The 17,066-nt window shown below is 66.1% G+C and carries 17 protein-coding genes; 11 read left to right on the top strand and 6 right to left on the bottom strand.

Annotated features, from left to right (window positions below; all coding sequences use genetic code 11):
* Positions 1–278: 278 nt before the first annotated feature.
* Positions 279–2,540 (bottom strand): TonB-dependent receptor, encoded by a 2,262-nt coding sequence (locus RPC_RS07065; protein WP_415914836.1) that lies wholly within the window; start codon positions 2,538–2,540, stop codon positions 279–281.
* Between RPC_RS07065 and RPC_RS26740 the strand changes: the two genes are divergently transcribed.
* On the top strand, positions 2,425–2,745 hold the full coding sequence (locus RPC_RS26740) for a hypothetical protein (RefSeq protein ID WP_415914853.1): 321 nt from the start codon (positions 2,425–2,427) through the stop codon (positions 2,743–2,745). The genes RPC_RS07065 and RPC_RS26740 overlap by 116 nt on opposite strands.
* 31 nt (positions 2,746–2,776) lie before the next feature.
* Here RPC_RS26740 and RPC_RS07060 read toward each other — a convergent pair whose 3' ends face one another.
* From RPC_RS07060 to RPC_RS07050, 3 genes are all read right to left on the bottom strand, one after another.
* Positions 2,777–3,148, bottom strand: a complete 372-nt coding sequence (locus RPC_RS07060; protein ID WP_041801490.1) for a DUF2946 family protein — start codon at positions 3,146–3,148, stop codon at positions 2,777–2,779.
* A gap of 319 nt (positions 3,149–3,467) precedes the next feature.
* Positions 3,468–4,010: a DUF3617 domain-containing protein gene (locus RPC_RS07055; RefSeq protein WP_011471870.1), complete on the bottom strand. Its 543-nt coding sequence runs from the start codon at positions 4,008–4,010 to the stop codon at positions 3,468–3,470.
* A gap of 91 nt (positions 4,011–4,101) precedes the next feature.
* On the bottom strand, positions 4,102–4,386 hold the full coding sequence (locus RPC_RS07050) for a hypothetical protein (RefSeq protein WP_011471869.1): 285 nt from the start codon (positions 4,384–4,386) through the stop codon (positions 4,102–4,104).
* A gap of 215 nt (positions 4,387–4,601) precedes the next feature.
* On the opposite strand from RPC_RS07050, the gene RPC_RS07045 reads away from it, so the two are divergent.
* The 4 genes from RPC_RS07045 (at position 4,602) to RPC_RS07030 (ending at position 7,530) form a co-directional block, all read left to right on the top strand.
* A complete protein-coding gene (locus tag RPC_RS07045; protein ID WP_041801488.1) occupies positions 4,602–5,066 on the top strand; it encodes a hypothetical protein in 465 nt (154 codons plus the stop codon).
* 98 nt (positions 5,067–5,164) lie between these two features.
* Positions 5,165–5,863 (top strand): ribonuclease T2 family protein, encoded by a 699-nt coding sequence (locus tag RPC_RS07040; protein WP_011471867.1) that lies wholly within the window; start codon positions 5,165–5,167, stop codon positions 5,861–5,863.
* Positions 5,864–5,998: 135 nt separating this feature from the next.
* Entirely contained in the window at positions 5,999–6,970 is a 972-nt protein-coding gene (locus RPC_RS07035) for a bifunctional riboflavin kinase/FAD synthetase (RefSeq protein WP_011471866.1), read from the top strand.
* Positions 6,967–7,530 carry a sugar O-acetyltransferase gene (locus tag RPC_RS07030; protein WP_041801487.1) on the top strand — a complete coding sequence of 188 codons (564 nt, stop codon included), beginning with the start codon at positions 6,967–6,969 and terminating at the stop codon, positions 7,528–7,530. The genes RPC_RS07035 and RPC_RS07030 overlap by 4 nt, the downstream gene beginning before the upstream one ends.
* Before the next feature lie 3 nt (positions 7,531–7,533).
* Here the strand turns inward: RPC_RS07030 and RPC_RS07025 are convergent, their stop codons facing one another.
* Positions 7,534–7,983 carry an RES family NAD+ phosphorylase gene (locus RPC_RS07025; RefSeq protein WP_011471864.1) on the bottom strand — a complete coding sequence of 150 codons (450 nt, stop codon included), beginning with the start codon at positions 7,981–7,983 and terminating at the stop codon, positions 7,534–7,536.
* A gap of 9 nt (positions 7,984–7,992) precedes the next feature.
* Entirely contained in the window at positions 7,993–8,319 is a 327-nt protein-coding gene (locus tag RPC_RS07020) for an antitoxin Xre/MbcA/ParS toxin-binding domain-containing protein (protein WP_011471863.1), read from the bottom strand.
* A gap of 268 nt (positions 8,320–8,587) precedes the next feature.
* Between RPC_RS07020 and ileS the strand changes: the two genes are divergently transcribed.
* The 6 genes from ileS to arfB all read left to right on the top strand — a co-directional run bounded on the left by ileS (position 8,588) and on the right by arfB (position 16,745).
* Positions 8,588–11,662, top strand: a complete 3,075-nt coding sequence (gene ileS / locus RPC_RS07015) for an isoleucine--tRNA ligase (RefSeq protein ID WP_011471862.1) — start codon at positions 8,588–8,590, stop codon at positions 11,660–11,662.
* A gap of 184 nt (positions 11,663–11,846) precedes the next feature.
* Positions 11,847–12,344, top strand: coding sequence for a signal peptidase II (gene lspA / locus RPC_RS07010; protein WP_041801485.1), 498 nt, complete (start codon positions 11,847–11,849; stop codon positions 12,342–12,344).
* Between the two features lie 101 nt (positions 12,345–12,445).
* Complete coding sequence (locus RPC_RS07005; RefSeq protein WP_049766187.1) at positions 12,446–13,168, top strand: hypothetical protein; 723 nt, start codon at positions 12,446–12,448, stop codon at positions 13,166–13,168.
* A gap of 101 nt (positions 13,169–13,269) precedes the next feature.
* Positions 13,270–14,634 carry a M16 family metallopeptidase gene (locus RPC_RS07000; protein WP_415914835.1) on the top strand — a complete coding sequence of 455 codons (1,365 nt, stop codon included), beginning with the start codon at positions 13,270–13,272 and terminating at the stop codon, positions 14,632–14,634.
* 2 nt (positions 14,635–14,636) lie between these two features.
* A complete protein-coding gene (locus RPC_RS06995; protein ID WP_041801481.1) occupies positions 14,637–16,001 on the top strand; it encodes a M16 family metallopeptidase in 1,365 nt (454 codons plus the stop codon).
* 321 nt (positions 16,002–16,322) lie between these two features.
* Positions 16,323–16,745: an alternative ribosome rescue aminoacyl-tRNA hydrolase ArfB gene (arfB, locus tag RPC_RS06990; RefSeq protein ID WP_011471857.1), complete on the top strand. Its 423-nt coding sequence runs from the start codon at positions 16,323–16,325 to the stop codon at positions 16,743–16,745.
* The last annotated feature ends 321 nt before the right edge of the window (positions 16,746–17,066 follow it).

Here is a 17,066-nt window from a genome sequence, read left to right as displayed (position 1 = left end):
TCCCTCTCCCTCTCCCGCTTGCGGGTGAGGGTGCCCGAGCGAAGCAAGGGCGGGTGGAGGCTTTGCGCCAGAGGCAGCTTCAATTGAAGCCAGAGTCTGGCCAGAAGAAGTGCCCTCCCCACCCCTCCCCCCTTGCGGCCGCAAGGGGGGAGAGCTCGCGGCAGGTGCGTTTGAATAACGCGCGAGCACGCCAGCGCGTTGCGGCCGCCCAATCCCGAAGAGATCGGGGCCGGTGACGATGTTGTCGCCGGCCTGCCGTACGCGACCTAACCAAACCCTCAAAACTTCAGATTCGCGAACGCCCGTACGCCTAAGCCCGGCATCAGCACGTCGTCCTTGCTGTAGGACACCGAATTGCGGATCGGTTCGTTGAGCAGGTTGTTGCCGACCAGCCCGACCAGCATTTCGCGGGCGCCGAACCAGCTTTGATTGAGCTTGGTATTGTAGCTGATCTCGGCCTTCAGCAGATTGTAGCCGGGCGTCGGCGTCTCGGCGATCGCCGCGATGTCGTTATGCGCGAAGGCGTGCAGTAGGTTGATCCGGGTCAGCCAATTGGCGTCGCGCCAGAACAGCCCGCCGCCGGCGCGCACCGGCGGAATCCGCGGCACGTTGCTGCCGTCGGTGAAGGTGGCGCGCACCACGTCGAACTGGGTCTCGACGCCCCAGGTGCCGCCATACAACTGCGCGACGTCGAGCTGGCTCTGAAACTCGCCGCCCTTGAAAATCGCGTCGCGCTGCGAATACACCGCCTGGCGGCCCTCGTTCTCCGGATCGCCGTTGCCGCAGGAGTCGAAATCCTCGCCGCACATCACCCCGGTCAGCCGCCGATAGATGAAGTTGTTGAACCGCGTGTAGTAGGCGGTGGCCTCGAAGCGCAGCGGCCCCGTGGCCTTGCGCAGTCCGATCTCGACGGTCTTGGCGGTCTCGATGGTGAGGTTCGGATTGCCGATGTCGAAGGTCGCGGTGGCATCGTGGGGGCCGCGCGAAAATAATTCCGCGGGCTTCGGCGCGCGCTCGACATATTGCGCGGTGATGCTGCCGACCAGACCGCCGGGCAGATCCTGCAACAGCCCGAGGCTGCCGCTCTTTGGCGTGTAGTTGAGGTGGCGGTCGCTGGAGAACTGCGCGCTGCCGTCGGGCAGGAAGTCGGCCGGAAAGTCCGGCGTGCTGCCGCTCAGTTCGACGTGCTCGATGCGGCCGGCGAGTTGCGCGCGGGTCGCGGCGCTGAACGCGAATTCGTTGAACACATAGCCGGCGATGCGGCTGTTGTGGTTCGGATTCCACAGCCCGTTGTACAGCGCGCCCGGATCGTCCGGGCTCGGCGCGGTCAATTCCTGATGGCCGGCCTGCAGGCCGAACGCGGTGGTCACCGTGGCGAAGCGGGCGTTGAACGGCATCATCTGCAATTCGACGCGGGCTTCCTGCTCCTTGTTGGTGAAGGTCTGCCGCACCCCGTCGGTGGTCGGATCGCTGGTGTCGGCCAGCCCGATCTCGTTGTGCTTGTAGTCGGTGGCGCCGGCCCAGAACCGGATCGCCTCGATCGCCGCTGAGTCAGGGCGATACTCGCCCTTGGCGGTGAATTTGGTCTGCCGCGCATCGATCCGGGTCTGGTGGTCGGCGCCGTCGCGGCCAGGGATGTGATACAGCGCGTCGTTCTGCGTCACCGCGGCGCCGATGAAGCCGCCGTCGAACAGATACGAGCCGCCGAGCGAGACGCCGTCGCCGCGCGCCGCCGAATTCGGCTGCCGGCCGGGGTTGACCGACGGATCGCCAAGATAGGGCGCGCCGGGGATGTCGTAGTCGCCGGCCCGTCGGCCGTAGGCGTCGGCGTGCAGCGCGACATTGCCGCCGCCGGCGTCGAGCAGGATGGCGCCTTCGATGCCGCGATCGACCGAACTGAACGCGGTGCGGGTCTCGGCATTCATGCAAGAAGGCTGCCCGAGGTTTGCCACAGGCGCTTTGACCGGCAGTCCGTAGCTCTGGAACGGCGCCGCGGCGCAGGCCGGCAGCGCCTCAGGAATCCGGTTGTTGGTCGTGCTGACCACGCCGCCGATCGAGGTCGAGCCGTAGCGCAGCGCCGCCGGTCCGCGGATCACTTCGATCTGGTCGGCGGCCAATGGATCGACCGGGACGAAGTGATCTTCACCGAGATCGGACGCGCCGCCGGCGCCGGTGCCGTTCTCGAGGATGCCGACGCGATTGACGTCGAGGCCGCGGATGATCGGCCGGCTCGAGGCACCGGGCGCAAAGCTCGATCCGGTGATGCCGGGCTTTGAGTTCAACAGATCGCCGAGCGTGGCGCCGCCGGCGCGGCGGATTTCTTCATTCGGCACCACGGTGACGGTGGCGAACTGATCGGTGACGATGGGGAGCACGCCTTGCTGCAGCGCTGCCGGCTCAGGGACCCGTGCGGGAGCCGGCGCCGTGCGCGCGACCCGAGATGATGCGGGCGCCGCCGCCGGCTTGCGCTTTACGATCGGACTCGGCGCGGTGACCCTGATCTCCGGCAGCGTATTGGCGGGCACTGCGTCCTGCGCCATCGCGGTGCCGCCGAGGCTTAAGGCGAAAAGCGAGGCCGACGAGACAAACGAGCAGACGAGCAACGCGTGTTGCGAGGGACGAAATGACATGGAGCCCGATCCTGATGCGCCCGGTGTCGCCATCCTTGGCGAACGACTGCGGGCGGGCCGTCGGATGATCGACGGCGCGTTCAAATGGCCGCGGCGGATCCGTCACGCATCGTGACGATCATCGTGGCGTTGCAGGTGTTTCGAGGTCAGGCGGTGGGCGGCGCGCGCGGCTGAAAGCCGCGGTGCGGTTGGCTTTGAATCGCCACTGCTGCGGCGGCGGCGCGCACGCTCAAGGCGTGCGCGCCGGGCAGTGGCAACAGCGGCGGCGACGGCGCGATCAGCGCCTGCGCCATCGCCATGACGGCGCAGATCGCGCAGCCGTCATCGTCGGAATCCTGTTGCGGCGTAGGCTGCGGCGCGCCGTTGGCCGGGGCCGCGACCGCTCCATGAACTGCCGCAACATCGCTGCCCGGAAGCTGCGACGCATGGACATGCCCGAACGCCAAGCCGAACTGCAATGCCAGCGCGATCAGCGCCAGCCGCACGCCCGTTCGGATGTTGGAGCGAAACCAGTCCACAGCGGCAAGTACTCGGTGGTCGCGTTGATCTGTTAATGCAATGTTATAACGTAACATCGCAGGTCGGCGCGGTCCTTGTCAATGGGAGGCGATCGTTGGGGTGACTTGTGCAGCGGATCTGCGGGTGCGCAGAAAGGTGAGCGCAGAAAACCGAGCGGCCCTGGGCACGCGCCGATCAGCGCAACGCCGACGCTGCCGCGCGACGAGCGATGCCAGAGCTAGAGCAGGATGACGTTTCTTCGAATCGTCATCCTGCTCTAGCTTTTTGATTGAGCATGATCTTTTCCGAAAACCGGGATCCACTTTTCGGGATCATGCTCTAGCGCGGCAGCAGGCCCTTCAGCTTGTCGATGTCCTTGATGTTCATCTTGAAGCCTCCCGGCATCATGATGTCGCCCGGCTTCTGATCGGATTTGCAGGCGCCGAGCCATTTGGCCTGCAGCGTCATCGCGGTGTCGGGCGGCACCCCGGCCGGGGCGCCCTCATTGTGCGAGGTGATCTTGACCGAATAGGCGGCGTTGAAATCGCCGGTGAGCTCGGAATGCGAGGTGGTCTGCATACCGGCGACGCTGCAGACCGAATCGGTGCTGTAGCCGGTCGCGGTCTTGATCGTCTCGTTCTTGCTGCAGGCCTGCTTGGCCATCGGCGAGAACGACGAACTCATCTGCTTGTCGGTTGTCTCGTCGGTGCAGTGCTGCATCGTCATGTTCGGCGCGGTCTCGCCGGCTGGCAGCAGCGACAATTCCCACAGTCCGGCCTTGCGGGTCGGCAGTTCGACCGCGGGCTCCGCCCAAGCCGGCGGAATCGTGAGCAGCGCGGCCAACAGCCCGACCGCCGGAAACGCGCAGCGCACTCGCGTCATGTCGTCCTCCCGATACGGCGTTGCCCGCCGCCTGGTTTTTGTTCGCGCAACAGTCTGGCGGAAAGCGGGATCCGCTTTCCGGAATCTCGATCTAGTAGGCGGCGCGCAGCGGCCGTTCGTTGGCGCCATACGGCACCCAGCGACAGGCGAACGAAATGTAGCCGCCATAGGTCGCCTGCACGCCCGTCAGCTTCACCACCTTGCCGTAGCGGGCGCAGTGATCGACCGCGATGGCGCGGATGTCGGTCTGGCCGACCAGCGAATAGGCGATGATGCCGCCGGTGTCGTTGCCCTGGAACGGCGCCACAGTATCCGCCTGCGACGCGCCCGAGGCCAACAGCCCGCCGATGATGGCCAAAGCCCCGATCATTCGCATCGCAATCTCCCTTGCCTTGAAAACCGGCCGGCCTCGGCCGCGCGGCGTCACCGCGTGCGGCGCGGCCAACATATCTAACTGTAAAGCGCCGCGGCGGCGATGGAAAGAACGCGGCGCCCGGCGCGGCCGAGTTGTCAGCGGGTGTTGCCGCGGTGCACTTGACCTTGCGCAGGCTTCGCGGCACCGTCCGGCCAGCAAACTCCGGCGGAAAATCCATGCGCGACCTGATGTCCTCGTTGAAACTGCCCGCCCTTGGCCTTGGCACTGCGCTCGGGCTGTTGGCCTTGGCACCGGCGGCGCAGGCCGCCAATCCGCTGGAACTGAATTTCTGGCTGTCCGGCCCGCGCTATGACGGCGACCTGCCGGCCTGCGAGGCCGGGCTGTCCTCGATCACCTCGCAGTTCGCCGAGAAGGAACGGACGTTCTGGAATTCCGACCTCGTAATCACCGGCTATTACGGCGTGCACGAAACCGCGTTCCGCCCCTGGCAGTCCGACAACATCCCGCGGCGGTTTTGCACCGCCGATGCGATGCTGAGCGACGGCAAGCCGCGTCAGGTGCATTTTTCCATCATCGAGGACGGCGGCATTGCCTCGTTCGGTCATGGCGTCGAATTTTGCGTCGTCGGACTCGACCGCAATTGGGCCTTCAACCCGGCCTGCAAGGCCGCCAAGCCCTGATCCGGCCACCGTTTTCGCCCACCGCTATCGATTGATTGCGTTCTTGAAGTGTTCCGACCGCCTCGTTAGGCTTCGCGCTGGGTAGGGGACACATCGCGATGATCGATCGAGGGGCTCGGACTTTTCGGATTTTGCTGGCGCTCATTGCCGCCATCACGCTGGCGACCGCCGGCGCCGCAGGCGCGCAGGACCATCGGCAGAGCGCGCCGGGCGAATTCGACTTCTACGTGCTGGCGCTGTCGTGGTCGCCGTCGTTCTGCCAGGAGGCTGCCGAGCGCGGCCGTGCCGGGCGCTCGCAAGACACTCAGTGCGGCGGCGAGCGGCCGTATTCCTTCGTGGTGCACGGGCTGTGGCCGCAATATGAGCGCGGCTTCCCGGACTACTGCCAGCGGCCGGCGCCGCGGCTCGACCGCAACCTGATGGCGTCGATGCTCGACCTGATGCCGGCCCCGGGGCTGATCTACAACGAATGGGACAAGCACGGCACCTGTTCGGGGCTCGGCGCCCGCGGCTATTTCGAGACCGTCCGCAAGGCCCGCGCCGCGGTGAAGATCCCGCCGGAATTTCTCGACCTTGCCGCGGAAAGGACCGTGGCGCCCGACGAGGTCGAGGCGGCCTTCATCAAGGTCAATCCCGGCTTGAGCAATTCCGCGATCGCCGTGACCTGCTCGCGGTCGCGGCTCAGCGAAGTGCGGATCTGCATGAGCAAGGATCTGCAATTCCGCGCCTGCGAGGAAATCGATCGCCGCGGCTGCCGCCGCGACCAGGTGGTGATGCCGCCGCTGCGCGGCGGCTAGCCGCGAGCCCCACGAGTCGGGGCTTTCCCCTGCTTGGCCCGCGAGTTGCAAGCACTGGACCGCAGATGCTTGACTTCGCCAGCGGCTCCGCGTCAGGTCCCGCCCTCACCCACATCGACTGAATGAAATCCGACAATGACGATTGGTTTTGCCGTTATCCGCGACACCACACCCGCGGCCGCGATCCCCAAGGGCGCGGTGGTGGCGATGGGCAATTTCGACGGCGTCCATCTCGGCCATCGCGCCGTGATCGGCGCCTGTCTGGAGATGGCGAAAAAGCATCGCAAGCCGGCCTTGGCGGTGACCTTCGAGCCGCACCCGCGCAGCTTCTTCAGCCCGGAGAAGCCGCAATTCCCGCTCACCGACGTCACCGCCAAACTGCGGCTCTTGGCCGGCGCCGGGCTCGACGGCGCGGTGGTGCTGAGCTTCGACGCGGCGCGCGCCGCCACCTCCGCGCAGGATTTCATCCGCGACGAATTGCACGGCCGGCTCGGCATCACCGGCATCGCGGTCGGCTACAATTTCCATTTCGGCAAGGGCCGGGGCGGCTCGCCGAGCCTGCTGGCCAGCGAGGCGCCGAAGCTCGGCATCGAGGTCGACGTGCAGCCGCATGTCGATGTCGGCGAGCATCCGGTGTCCTCCAGCGCGATTCGCCAGGCCCTGACCGAGGGGCGGATCTTCGACGCCACCACGATGCTCGGGGCGCCGTGGTTCGTCACCGGCGAGGTGGTCCACGGCGACAAGCGCGGCCGGCTGCTCGGCTATCCCACCGCCAATATCCGGCTCGACCCGCATTGCGGGCTGAAGCAGGGCATCTACGCGGTGCGGGTCGGCATGAACGGCCGGCATCTCGACGCGGTGGCGAATTTCGGCCGCCGCCCGACCTTCGACAACGGCGCGCCGTTGTTGGAAGTGTTCGTGTTCGACTTCCAGGGCGACCTTTATGGTGCCAAACTGGACGTCGCGTTCATCGACTTCATTCGCCCGGAGGCCAAATTCGACTCCGCCGAGGCGTTGATCCGGCAGATGGACGATGACAGCCTGAAGGCCCGCGCGGCGCTGGCAGCGGCGCCCGAGGCGTTTCCGAAGCTGGGAGAGATCGGCTGAGCAAAACCGAAAAACAGAAGATGCTGGCGGGCGAATTGTATCGCCCCGGCAACCCGGAATTGCAGGCCGACGAGGCCGCCAACAAGGCCTGGCTGGTGCGCTACAACGCCGCCGCCGGCCGGCCGGCGTCGGAGCGCCATGCGCTGCTCTCCGAACATCTCGGTGCGGTCGGCCAAGGCGCGGTGATCCGGCCGCCGTTCCACTGCGACTGCGGCTACAACATCCGGCTCGGCGCCGGCGTGTTCCTGAATTTCAACTGCGTCATCCTCGACGTGGTGCCGGTATGGATCGGCGACCGCACCCAGATCGGGCCTGCGGTGCAGATCTACACCGCCGACCATCCGCGCGACGCCGCCACCCGGGCCGAGGGGCTGGAATTCGGCCGCCAGGTGCGGATCGGCTGCGACGTCTGGATCGGCGGCGGGGCGATCATCTTGCCGGGCGTGACGATCGGCGACGGCGCCATCATCGGCGCGGGTAGCGTCGTCACCCGCGATGTGATGCCGGGCCAGACCGTGGCCGGCAACCCGGCGCGGCCGATCAAGCCTTCGGGGCCGTAGCGCTCATCCCTCGGGCAGCAGGCGCGGATCGAACGGCGCTTCGATAATCTCGGCAATTGTGATCGCGCCGGCGTCGGGATGCGCTGGATTGAGCAGGACATTCCAGGCCTGCGGGACGATCACCGACGGCACCTGCAGCAAGGCGCTTGAGGAGCGGTCAAGCCATTGATCGCCGAGGTCGCGGGTTGTGGCCGGCCGATGCTGCCAGTCCGAAGCTAAAGCCTCAGCGTCGATCCGGTCAACGGCGAGCCTCTCGGGTGTGAGGACACGCAGCAGCCGATAGCTCGCGGGCAACAGGTCGCGGTCCATATGGACCAGCATTTCCAGCAGCGCGCTGGCCGGGTGGTCGGCCAGATAGACGATCCGCTTGCCGCGACTATGCCACCGGCCGCTCGCCCGCAACCCGCCAAGGCCTGACAAATCCGCATAATTCGAGATCCGCCACAGCTCCATCGACGGATCTCAGGCGAAGATTCCGTGGTCGATCTGTTCCAGCGTTTCGCGGACCACGGCGGCACCGAGTTGGTCTTGCATCAGGTCGATGGGACGCTGTCCTGACATCGATGCATTGGGGCGCTCCAGCCAAGCCTCGGCCTTGGATTCGTCGCCGAACACGCGGTCGGCTAGGGCGTAGATTTCGAGCGCCATCATGCTGGCTGCTGACGTCATAGACACACCGTGGAGCGGTCGGCCCGATGTTGTCGGGGTGAGCGCCTCGCCGGCCTGTTTGCCGCGACGGCGACGTTCCTTTAGATCCTCATAGATTTCCGCGCGCGTGGTCGGGGCCATGAATTTCCCTCCGCATTCTCAATAGATTAGTGCGAGCGGCCGGAAGCGCAACCGCAAAACGCCTTAAGGATGACGGCCAAGACCCTGGCAGGGCTTTGCGATCCGCCCCCCGCCTGCTATTGAGGGCCGATGTCTGCACGGCGCCCCTTCATCAGCATTAGCGGCCCGGCTTCCGCCTGAGCTTCGCTCGGCGCAAGACCGGGATCGTTGCAGTTTCATCGCGATTTCGTCGCGTTTTCCGCGCCCATTGAGCCGAGCCAGAATCCTCATGTCCGACACGCCTGTAAAATCCGCCGCCAAAGACGCCCAAAAAGACGGCAACGACTATTCCAAGACCCTGTACCTGCCGCAGACCGAGTTTCCGATGCGCGCCGGGCTGCCGAAGGCGGAGCCCGAACTGCTGAAGCGCTGGGAGGAGATCGACCTCTACGGCAAGCTGCGCAAGGCCGCCGCCGGCCGGCCGAAATTCGTGCTGCATGACGGCCCGCCCTATGCCAACGGCAACATCCATATCGGCCACGCGCTGAACAAGATCCTGAAAGACGTGGTGACCAAGAGCCAGCAGATGCTGGGCTTCGATTCCAACTACGTGCCGGGCTGGGACTGCCACGGTCTGCCGATCGAATGGAAGATCGAGGAGGAGAATTATCGCTCCAAGGGCAAGCCGAAGCCGAACTTCAAGGATAGCGCGGCGATGGTCGCGTTCCGCAAGGAATGCCGTGGCTATGCCGGCAAATGGCTGAACGTGCAGCGCGAGGAGTTCAAGCGGCTCGGCGTGATCGGCGACTGGGCGCATCCCTACGCCACGATGGACTTCTTCGCCGAGGCGCAGATCGCCCGCGAACTGATGAAATTCGCCGCCAACGGGACCCTCTATCGCGGCAGTAAGCCGGTGATGTGGAGCGTGGTGGAAAAGACCGCGCTGGCCGAGGCCGAGGTCGAGTATGAGGACTACACGTCGGATACGGTGTGGGTGAAGTTTCCGGTTGTTACGCATGTCCCCGACACTCACGTGACTCGGACGGGGAAGGTGCCCGTTGTCGACGGATATGATGATGGTCGTCTCGCGGGTTCATCAGTTGTCATCTGGACCACGACGCCATGGACGCTGCCGGGAAACCGCGCGATCAGCTTCTCATCCAAAATCAGCTACGGCCTCTACAAAGTCACAGACGCTGCGGCTGATAACTGGGCAAAACCCGGCGATTTGTTGATCCTCGCCGACACGCTTGCAGACGCCGTGTTCAAGCAGGCGCGCGTCGTGAGCTATGAGAAGGTCAACACAGTTCCCGCGGACGTGCTGAAGTCATTGCAATGCGCCCATCCGCTGTTCGGCTTGGCCGGCGGCTATGAATTCTCCGTGCCGCTGCTCGACGGCGATCACGTCACCGACGACACCGGCACCGGCTTCGTCCACACCGCGCCGGGCCACGGCCGCGAAGACTTCGACATCTGGATGCACAATGCGCGCAGCCTAGAGGCGCGCGGCATCTCCTCGGCGATTCCCTACACCGTCGACGAGAACGGCGCGCTGACCGATCACGCGCCGGGCTTCGTCGGCAAGCGGGTGATCACCGACAAGGGCGAAAAGGGCGACGCCAACGAGGCGGTGATCAAGGCCTTGATCGACGCCGGCATGTTGCTGGCGCGCGGCCGCTTGAAGCATCAGTACCCGCATTCCTGGCGCTCCAAGAAGCCGGTGATCTTCCGCAACACCCCGCAATGGTTCATCGCGATGGACAAGGACATCGTCGACGACGGCAAGGCCAAGCCGGGCGATACCCTGCGCCATCGCGCGCTCGAGGCCATCAAGGTCACGCAATGGGTGCCGGCCGCCGGGCAGAACCGCATCAACGGCATGATCAACACCAAGCCCGACTGGGTGATCTCGCGGCAGCGCGCCTGGGGCGTGCCGATCGCGGTGTTCGTGCGCGAGAAGGGCGACGGCTCCGCCGAAATCCTGATCGACGAGACCGTCAATCTGCGGATCGCGGAAGCCTTCATGAGCGAGGGCGCCGACGCCTGGTATGCCGAAGGCGCGCGTGAGCGCTTCCTCGGCGAGCGCGCCAAAGAGGAATGGAAGAAAGTCGACGACATCTGCGACGTCTGGTTCGACTCCGGCTCCACCCACGCCTTCGTGCTCGAAGACCGGCAGAACTTCCCGGGCCTCGCCGGCATCCGGCGCAAGGTCGATGGTGGCGACGACACCGTGATGTATCTCGAAGGCTCCGACCAGCATCGCGGCTGGTTCCAATCGTCGCTGCTGGAAAGCTGTGGCACCCGCGGCCGCGCGCCCTACGACATCGTGCTGACCCACGGTTTCACGCTCGACGAGAACGGGCGCAAAATGTCCAAGTCGATCGGCAATACCGTCGAGCCGCAGAAGGTGATCGCGCAATCCGGCGCCGACATCTTGCGGCTCTGGGTGTGCGCCACCGACTATGCCGACGACCAGCGCATCGGCGCGGAAATCCTCAAGACCACCATCGAGACCTATCGCAAGCTGCGCAACTCGATCCGCTGGATGCTCGGCACGCTGGCTCACTTCAAGCGGGCCGACGCCGTGGCGTTCGACGATATGCCCGAACTGGAAAGGCTGATGCTGCACGCGCTGGCGGCACAGGATGCCATCGTGCGCAAAGCCTATGAGGAGTTCGACTACAAGACCGTCGTCGCCTCGCTGGCCAACTTCATGAACACCGAATTGTCGGCGTTCTATTTCGACGTCCGCAAGGACACGCTGTATTGCGACGCGCCGTCGTCGCTGACGCGCAAGGCGGCGCTGACCGCGATCGACATCATCTGCGATGCCATCCTGAAATGGCTGGCGCCGGTGTTGTCGTTCACCGCCGAGGAAGCCTGGCGGCTGTATCGGCCGGACGCCGAGCCGAGCGTGCATCTGACGCTGTTCCCGGAGGGCCTCGCGCCATTCCGCGACGATCAACTCGCCGCGAAGTGGGAGACCATCCGCAACGTCCGCCGCGTCGTCACCGGCGCGCTGGAGGTCGAGCGGGCGGCGAAGCGGATCGGCTCCTCGCTGGAAGCCTCGCCGCTGGTCTATGTGTCGGATCAGGCGATCTTCTCGACCTTGTTCGACATCGATCTCGCCGAAGTCTGCATCACCTCGAATGCCATGGTTTCGAACGCCGAGGCCCCGGCCGAGGCGTTTCGGCTGCCCGACGTTCCCGGCGTCGCGGTGGTGGTGGAGAAGGCCCAGGGCCAGAAATGCGCGCGCTCCTGGAAGATCCTGCCCACGGTCGGCGACGATCCGGACTATCCCGACGTCTCGCCGCGCGACGCGCAGGCGCTGCGCGAATGGCAGGCGCTGGGGGTCACAGTATAAACCTCTCGTCGTCCCCGCGCAGGCGGGGACCCATAACCCCTGGCGTTCGATTTTGTTGGTGGACTCCCATGATTACGGCCGCCTTGCTTGAGCTGAACCGACACGGCGTATGGGTCCCCGCCTGCGCGGGGACGACGCCTCGTTGTGGTGCGGTGGCGTTCGGTCCCTTCGGAAGCCGGGCACCATGAGCCGCCACCTCCGCGCCGGGCTGATCGCCGCCGTCGCCGCGCTGGCGCTCGACCAGGCGGTGAAGCTGTGGCTGCTCTATGGCTACGAGCTCGGCCGCCGTGGCGCGGTCAGGCTGGCGCCGTTCTTCGACATGGTGCTGGCCTGGAACACCGGCATCAGCTACGGCTGGTTCTCCGAGACCGGGCCCACCGGGCAGGCGATCATGCTGGCGTTCAAGGCGGTGGCGGTGGTGGTGCTGGCGATCTGGATGGCGCGCTCGGGAACCCTGTTGGCGACCATCGCGCTGGGGCTGATCATCGGCGGCGCGATCGGCAACGGCATCGACCGGCTGGCCTATGGCGCGGTGGTGGATTTCGCGCTTTTGCACCTCGAAATCGCCGGCAAGACCTACAACTGGTACGTGTTTAACCTTGCCGACGTGGCGATCGTTGCCGGGGTCGGAGGCCTGCTGTATGACTCCTTCTTCGGCCAACCCGCCGTAAAAGCGCCCTGATCCCGGCTGATACGACAGCCATCAGGATGCTGCACGGCAGGCGGCGCCGCCATCGTCGGCCTGCCGGCGAACAGATCGCCATGATAAACGGGATGAACGCAATGCGGGTAATCGACCCCAGCGCTTGGAGTGTGCGTCCGTCAGCCCGGATGCTGTTGCGCAGCCTGCGGCTTGCCGCGGTGGTGGCCGGCATCGGCCTGGTGATGGCGTCGGGCATGGCCCGCGCCGAGGACCCCGAAGAGGACGAGGACGCCACCTTCGAAGACAAGCTGATCAAGAACATCATGACCGGGATCGGCGGCACCAATATGGACAATCGCGGCATCACCTACCGCGAGCGTTCGCCGCTCGTGGTGCCGCCCAAGCTCGACCTGCCGCCGCCGGAAACCGGCAAGACCGCGGTCAATCTGCCGAACTGGCCGAAGGATCCCAGCGAGGCCGAGCGCAAGCGGATCAAGGAACTCAACAAGAAGAGCAAGGTTTCGGGCATCGAGAGCGCCCGGCCGCTGACGCCGAGCGAACTCGCCGCCGGCAAGACCGCGGCGACCACCCCGACCGAGCCGATGACGCCCGGCAACAGCGCCAACAACCCGATTCTCAGCCCGTCGCAGCTCGGCTACACCGGCGGCATCTTCAGCACCATGTTCGGCGGCTCCTCGGTGGAGACCGCGCCATTCACCGGCGAACCGAGCCGCGAAACGTTGACCCAGCCGCCGGTCGGCTATCAAACGCCGTCGCCGAATTACGCCTATGGCACCGGTCCGAAGGAATCGCTGAACAATCAACACACCGACATCATGACGGGCAAAGAGATCAAGAATTGAGCGCGGCATCGGGCGGCGATCCGCGTCCCGTGCTCGGCGTGACACATCATGAGGGCTCTTGGCTGCATAAGGGCTTTTGGCTGCGGCGCTGCGCCGCCGGCGTGATCGCGGCGGCGGTGCTGACGGTGGCGGCCTTGACGCTGCCGACGCCGGCCGGCGCGCAGACCGTCACCTCGGATCCGCCGGCCACCTTTACGCTCGGCAACGGGCTGCGGGTGGTGGTGATCCCGGACCGCCGCACCCCGGTGGTCACCCAGATGATCTGGTACAAGGTCGGCTCCGCCGACGAGACGCCGGGCAAATCCGGGCTGGCGCATTTCCTCGAACATCTGATGTTCAAGGGCACCGCCAACCATCCGGCCGGCGAGTTCACCCAGACCGTGCTGCGGATCGGCGGCAACGAGAACGCCTTCACCTCGACCGACTACACCGGCTATTTCCAAAGGGTGCCGCGCGAGCAGCTCGGCCGGATGATGGAGTTCGAAGCCGACCGGATGACCGGGCTCATTCTCAAGGACGAGAACGTGCTGCCGGAGCGCGACGTGGTGCTCGAAGAATTCAACATGCGGGTCGCCAACAATCCCGACGCGCGGCTGACCGAGCAGATCATGGCCGCGCTGTTTCTCAACCATCCCTACGGCCGGCCGGTGATCGGCTGGCACCAGGAGATCGAGAAGCTCGGCCGCGAGGACGCGCTGGCCTTCTACCACCGGTTCTACGCGCCGAACAACGCCACGCTGGTGATCGCCGGCGACGTCGACGCCGCCGACGTGCGTCCGATGGCGGAGAAGATCTACGGCGCGATCCCGCCGCAGCCGGCGATCGCGCCGCGCCGGATCCGCCCGCAGGAGCCGACCCCGGCGGGGCCGCGCACCGTGACGCTGGCCGATCCGCGGGTCGAGCAGAACGCCATCCGGCGCTATTATCTGGTGCCCTCCGCCGTCACCGCCGCGGCCGGCGAAAGCGCCGCGCTCGACGTGCTGGCGCAGCTGATGGGCAACGGCGCCAACTCCTATCTGTATCGCGCGCTGGTGATCGACCGCCCGCTGGCGGTCAGCGCCGGCGCCTCCTATCAAGGTACCGCGGTCGACGACAGCTATTTCATGGTGGCGGCGACGCCGAAGCCCGGCGTCGAGTTCGCGCAGATCGAACAGGTGATCGACGGCGTGATCGCCGATATCGAGGCCAATGCGGTGCGCGCCGAGGATCTCGAGCGGGTCAAGACGCAGCTGATCGCCGAGGCGATCTACGCGCAGGACAGTCAGGCGACGCTGGCGCGCTGGTACGGCGCCGCCTTGACGGTCGGGCTCAGCGTCCAGGACATCCGCGCCTGGCCGGACCGGATTCGCGCCGTCACCTCCGATCAAGTGCGCGCCGCCGCACAAAAATGGCTGACCAAGAACCGCTCGGTGACCGGCTATCTGATCAAGGACACGACGGTGAAACTGCAGGAGAAGCGCTCGTGATCATGTTCGGTCCCCGCGCGCTGCGCACAGCCTTGGCGGCTACGGCCTGCCTGCTCGCCACCGCGCTGTCGACCACGAGTTCGTTTGCCGCGGCAAAAATCCAGCGGCTGGTGTCGCCGGGCGGCATCGAGGCCTGGTTCGTGCCGGACGCCACCGTGCCGCTGATCGCGATGGAATACGCCTTTGGCGGCGGCGCCACGCAGGACCCCGCGGACAAATCCGGGCTCGGCCACATGGTCGCCAATCTGCTCGACGAAGGCGCCGCCGATCTCGACTCCAAGACCTACCACGAGCGGCTCGATCGCCGCGCCATCGAGCTCAGCTTCAACGCGACCCGCGATTACTTCCGCGGCTCGCTGCGGATGCTGAAAGAGCATCGCAGCGAGGCGTTCGATCTGCTGCGGATCGCGCTGACCAAGCCGCGCTTCGAGGCCCAGGATATCGAGCGGGTGCGCGCCCAGGTGCTGTCGACGCTGCGCCGGGAGTCCACCAATCCGAATTCGATCGCCAGCCGCAAGTTTCTCGAAGTGGCGTTCGGTGATCACCCCTATGGCCGCCCGTCCAACGGCACGCTCGCCAGCATCCCGACCATCCAGGCCGACGATTTGCGAAGCTATGCCGGCCATGTGCTGGGCAAGGACACGCTGAAGATCGCGGTGGTCGGCGATATCGACGCCGTCTCGTTGGGCGCGCTGCTGGATCAGACCTTCGGCGGCCTGCCGGCCAAGGCCGATCTGGTCGCGGCGCCGGAGATCGCAGCCGCCAAGCCGCCGCAGCGCGCCTTCATCGCGCTCGACGTGCCGCAGACCACGGTAACGTTCGGCGGTCCCGGGATGAAACGCGCCGATCCGGATTTCATGGCCGGCTACGTCGTCAACCATATTCTCGGCGGCGGCACGCTGTCGTCGCGGCTGTATCACGAGGTCCGCGAGAAGCGCGGGCTGGCCTATTCGGTCTATGAAACGCTGTTGTGGATGGAGCATTCCGCGCTGTTCATCGGCAACACCGGCACCCGCGCCGATCGCGCCGCCGACACCGTGGCGGCGATCGATGAGGAAATCCGCCGGATGGCCGAGCAGGGGCCGACCCAGCAGGAACTCGACGAGGCCAAGTCGTATCTGAAGGGCTCGCAGATGCTGGCGCTCGACACCTCGTCGAAGCTCGCCTCGGCGCTGCTGCAATATCAGCTCGACAAATTGCCGATCGATTACATCGAAAAGCGCAACGCCATCGTCGACGCGGTGACGCTCGACGACGCCAAGCGCGCCGCGAAGCGGCTGTGGGCCAATGGCCTCCTGACCGTGGTGGTCGGCCGCGCCGCGCAGGCCGCGGCCGAGCCGGTCGCCAAGCCGCCGAGCGCGAATTAGCGTTCTTCGTCAGGCCGGTCCACACCCACGCCGTCATCCTGAGAGTCTGACCGGAAGCTCGATCAGGCTTCCACGCCGGTGGCATTTCGAAAAGTCGCGCACCCTCTCCGCGTCATGGCCGGGCTTGTCCCGGCCATCCACGGAAACATCAGAAGCCTCGCCTGTGGGCGTGGATGGCCGCGACGAGCGCGGCCATGACGTGTTGGGCGAAGTGCCTGATCGCATTCGCGGCATTTCCGGCCAGCTTCTGCGGCGCGCCCGCTTGCCGCGCGTCGCCCAGGATGTGCTACAGAACGGCACCTCACGCCCCACCGGTGCCCCATGCTGCGGATTGCCCGCGATCTCTTCATCGACGAAGACAAGGACATCGAGGTGACGTTCGTGCGCGCCTCGGGGCCGGGCGGTCAGAACGTCAACAAGCTCTCCACCGCGGCGCAATTGCGCTTCGACACAAGGCGCATCACGTTGCCGGCCGACGCCGAACTGCGGCTTTCGCGGCTCGCCGGGCAGCGCATGACCAAGGACGGCGTGATCGTGATCCACGCCCAGCGCTTCCGCACCCAGGAGCGCAACCGCGCCGACGCCATCGACCGGCTGCTCGAATTGCTGCGCGAGGCGATGGTGCGCCCGGTGCCGCGCCGCGCCACCAAGCCGACCTTGGGCTCGAAGAAACGCCGGCTCGAAGGCAAGAAGCGCCGCAGCGACGTCAAGTCGAAGCGCGGCTCGGGCGGGTTCGAGGATTGACGCATTTCTGAGTTTGGGCGATGCGCTCGCCGAATTGCTTGATGCGCTCCCCAATATTCCGCTGTCATTCCGGGGCGCGCGCCGCGTCAGCGGCGAGCCAACCCGGAATCCAGCAACAGGTGAGCGGCGCTCCACCCACCGCGTCATCCTGAGGCGCGTAGGCGTAGCGCAAAGCGCGAAGCCGGGCCTCGAAGGATGGGCTGCAAGTACCCGCGGCCGCATCCTTCGAGGCCCTCGCGTTGCTCGGGCGCCTCAGGATGACGGCGTCGTCATCGCGGCAGATGGCGGAATCGTGCGTGGCGACCGGGCACAAGCGATGGT

Origin of the sequence: Rhodopseudomonas palustris BisB18, from assembly GCF_000013745.1 — a bacterium.
In the GTDB taxonomy this organism is placed as follows: domain Bacteria; phylum Pseudomonadota; class Alphaproteobacteria; order Rhizobiales; family Xanthobacteraceae; genus Rhodopseudomonas_A; species Rhodopseudomonas_A palustris_F.
Note: the sequence above shows the minus strand (reverse complement) of the source record. Positions and strands in the feature narration are given on the sequence as shown.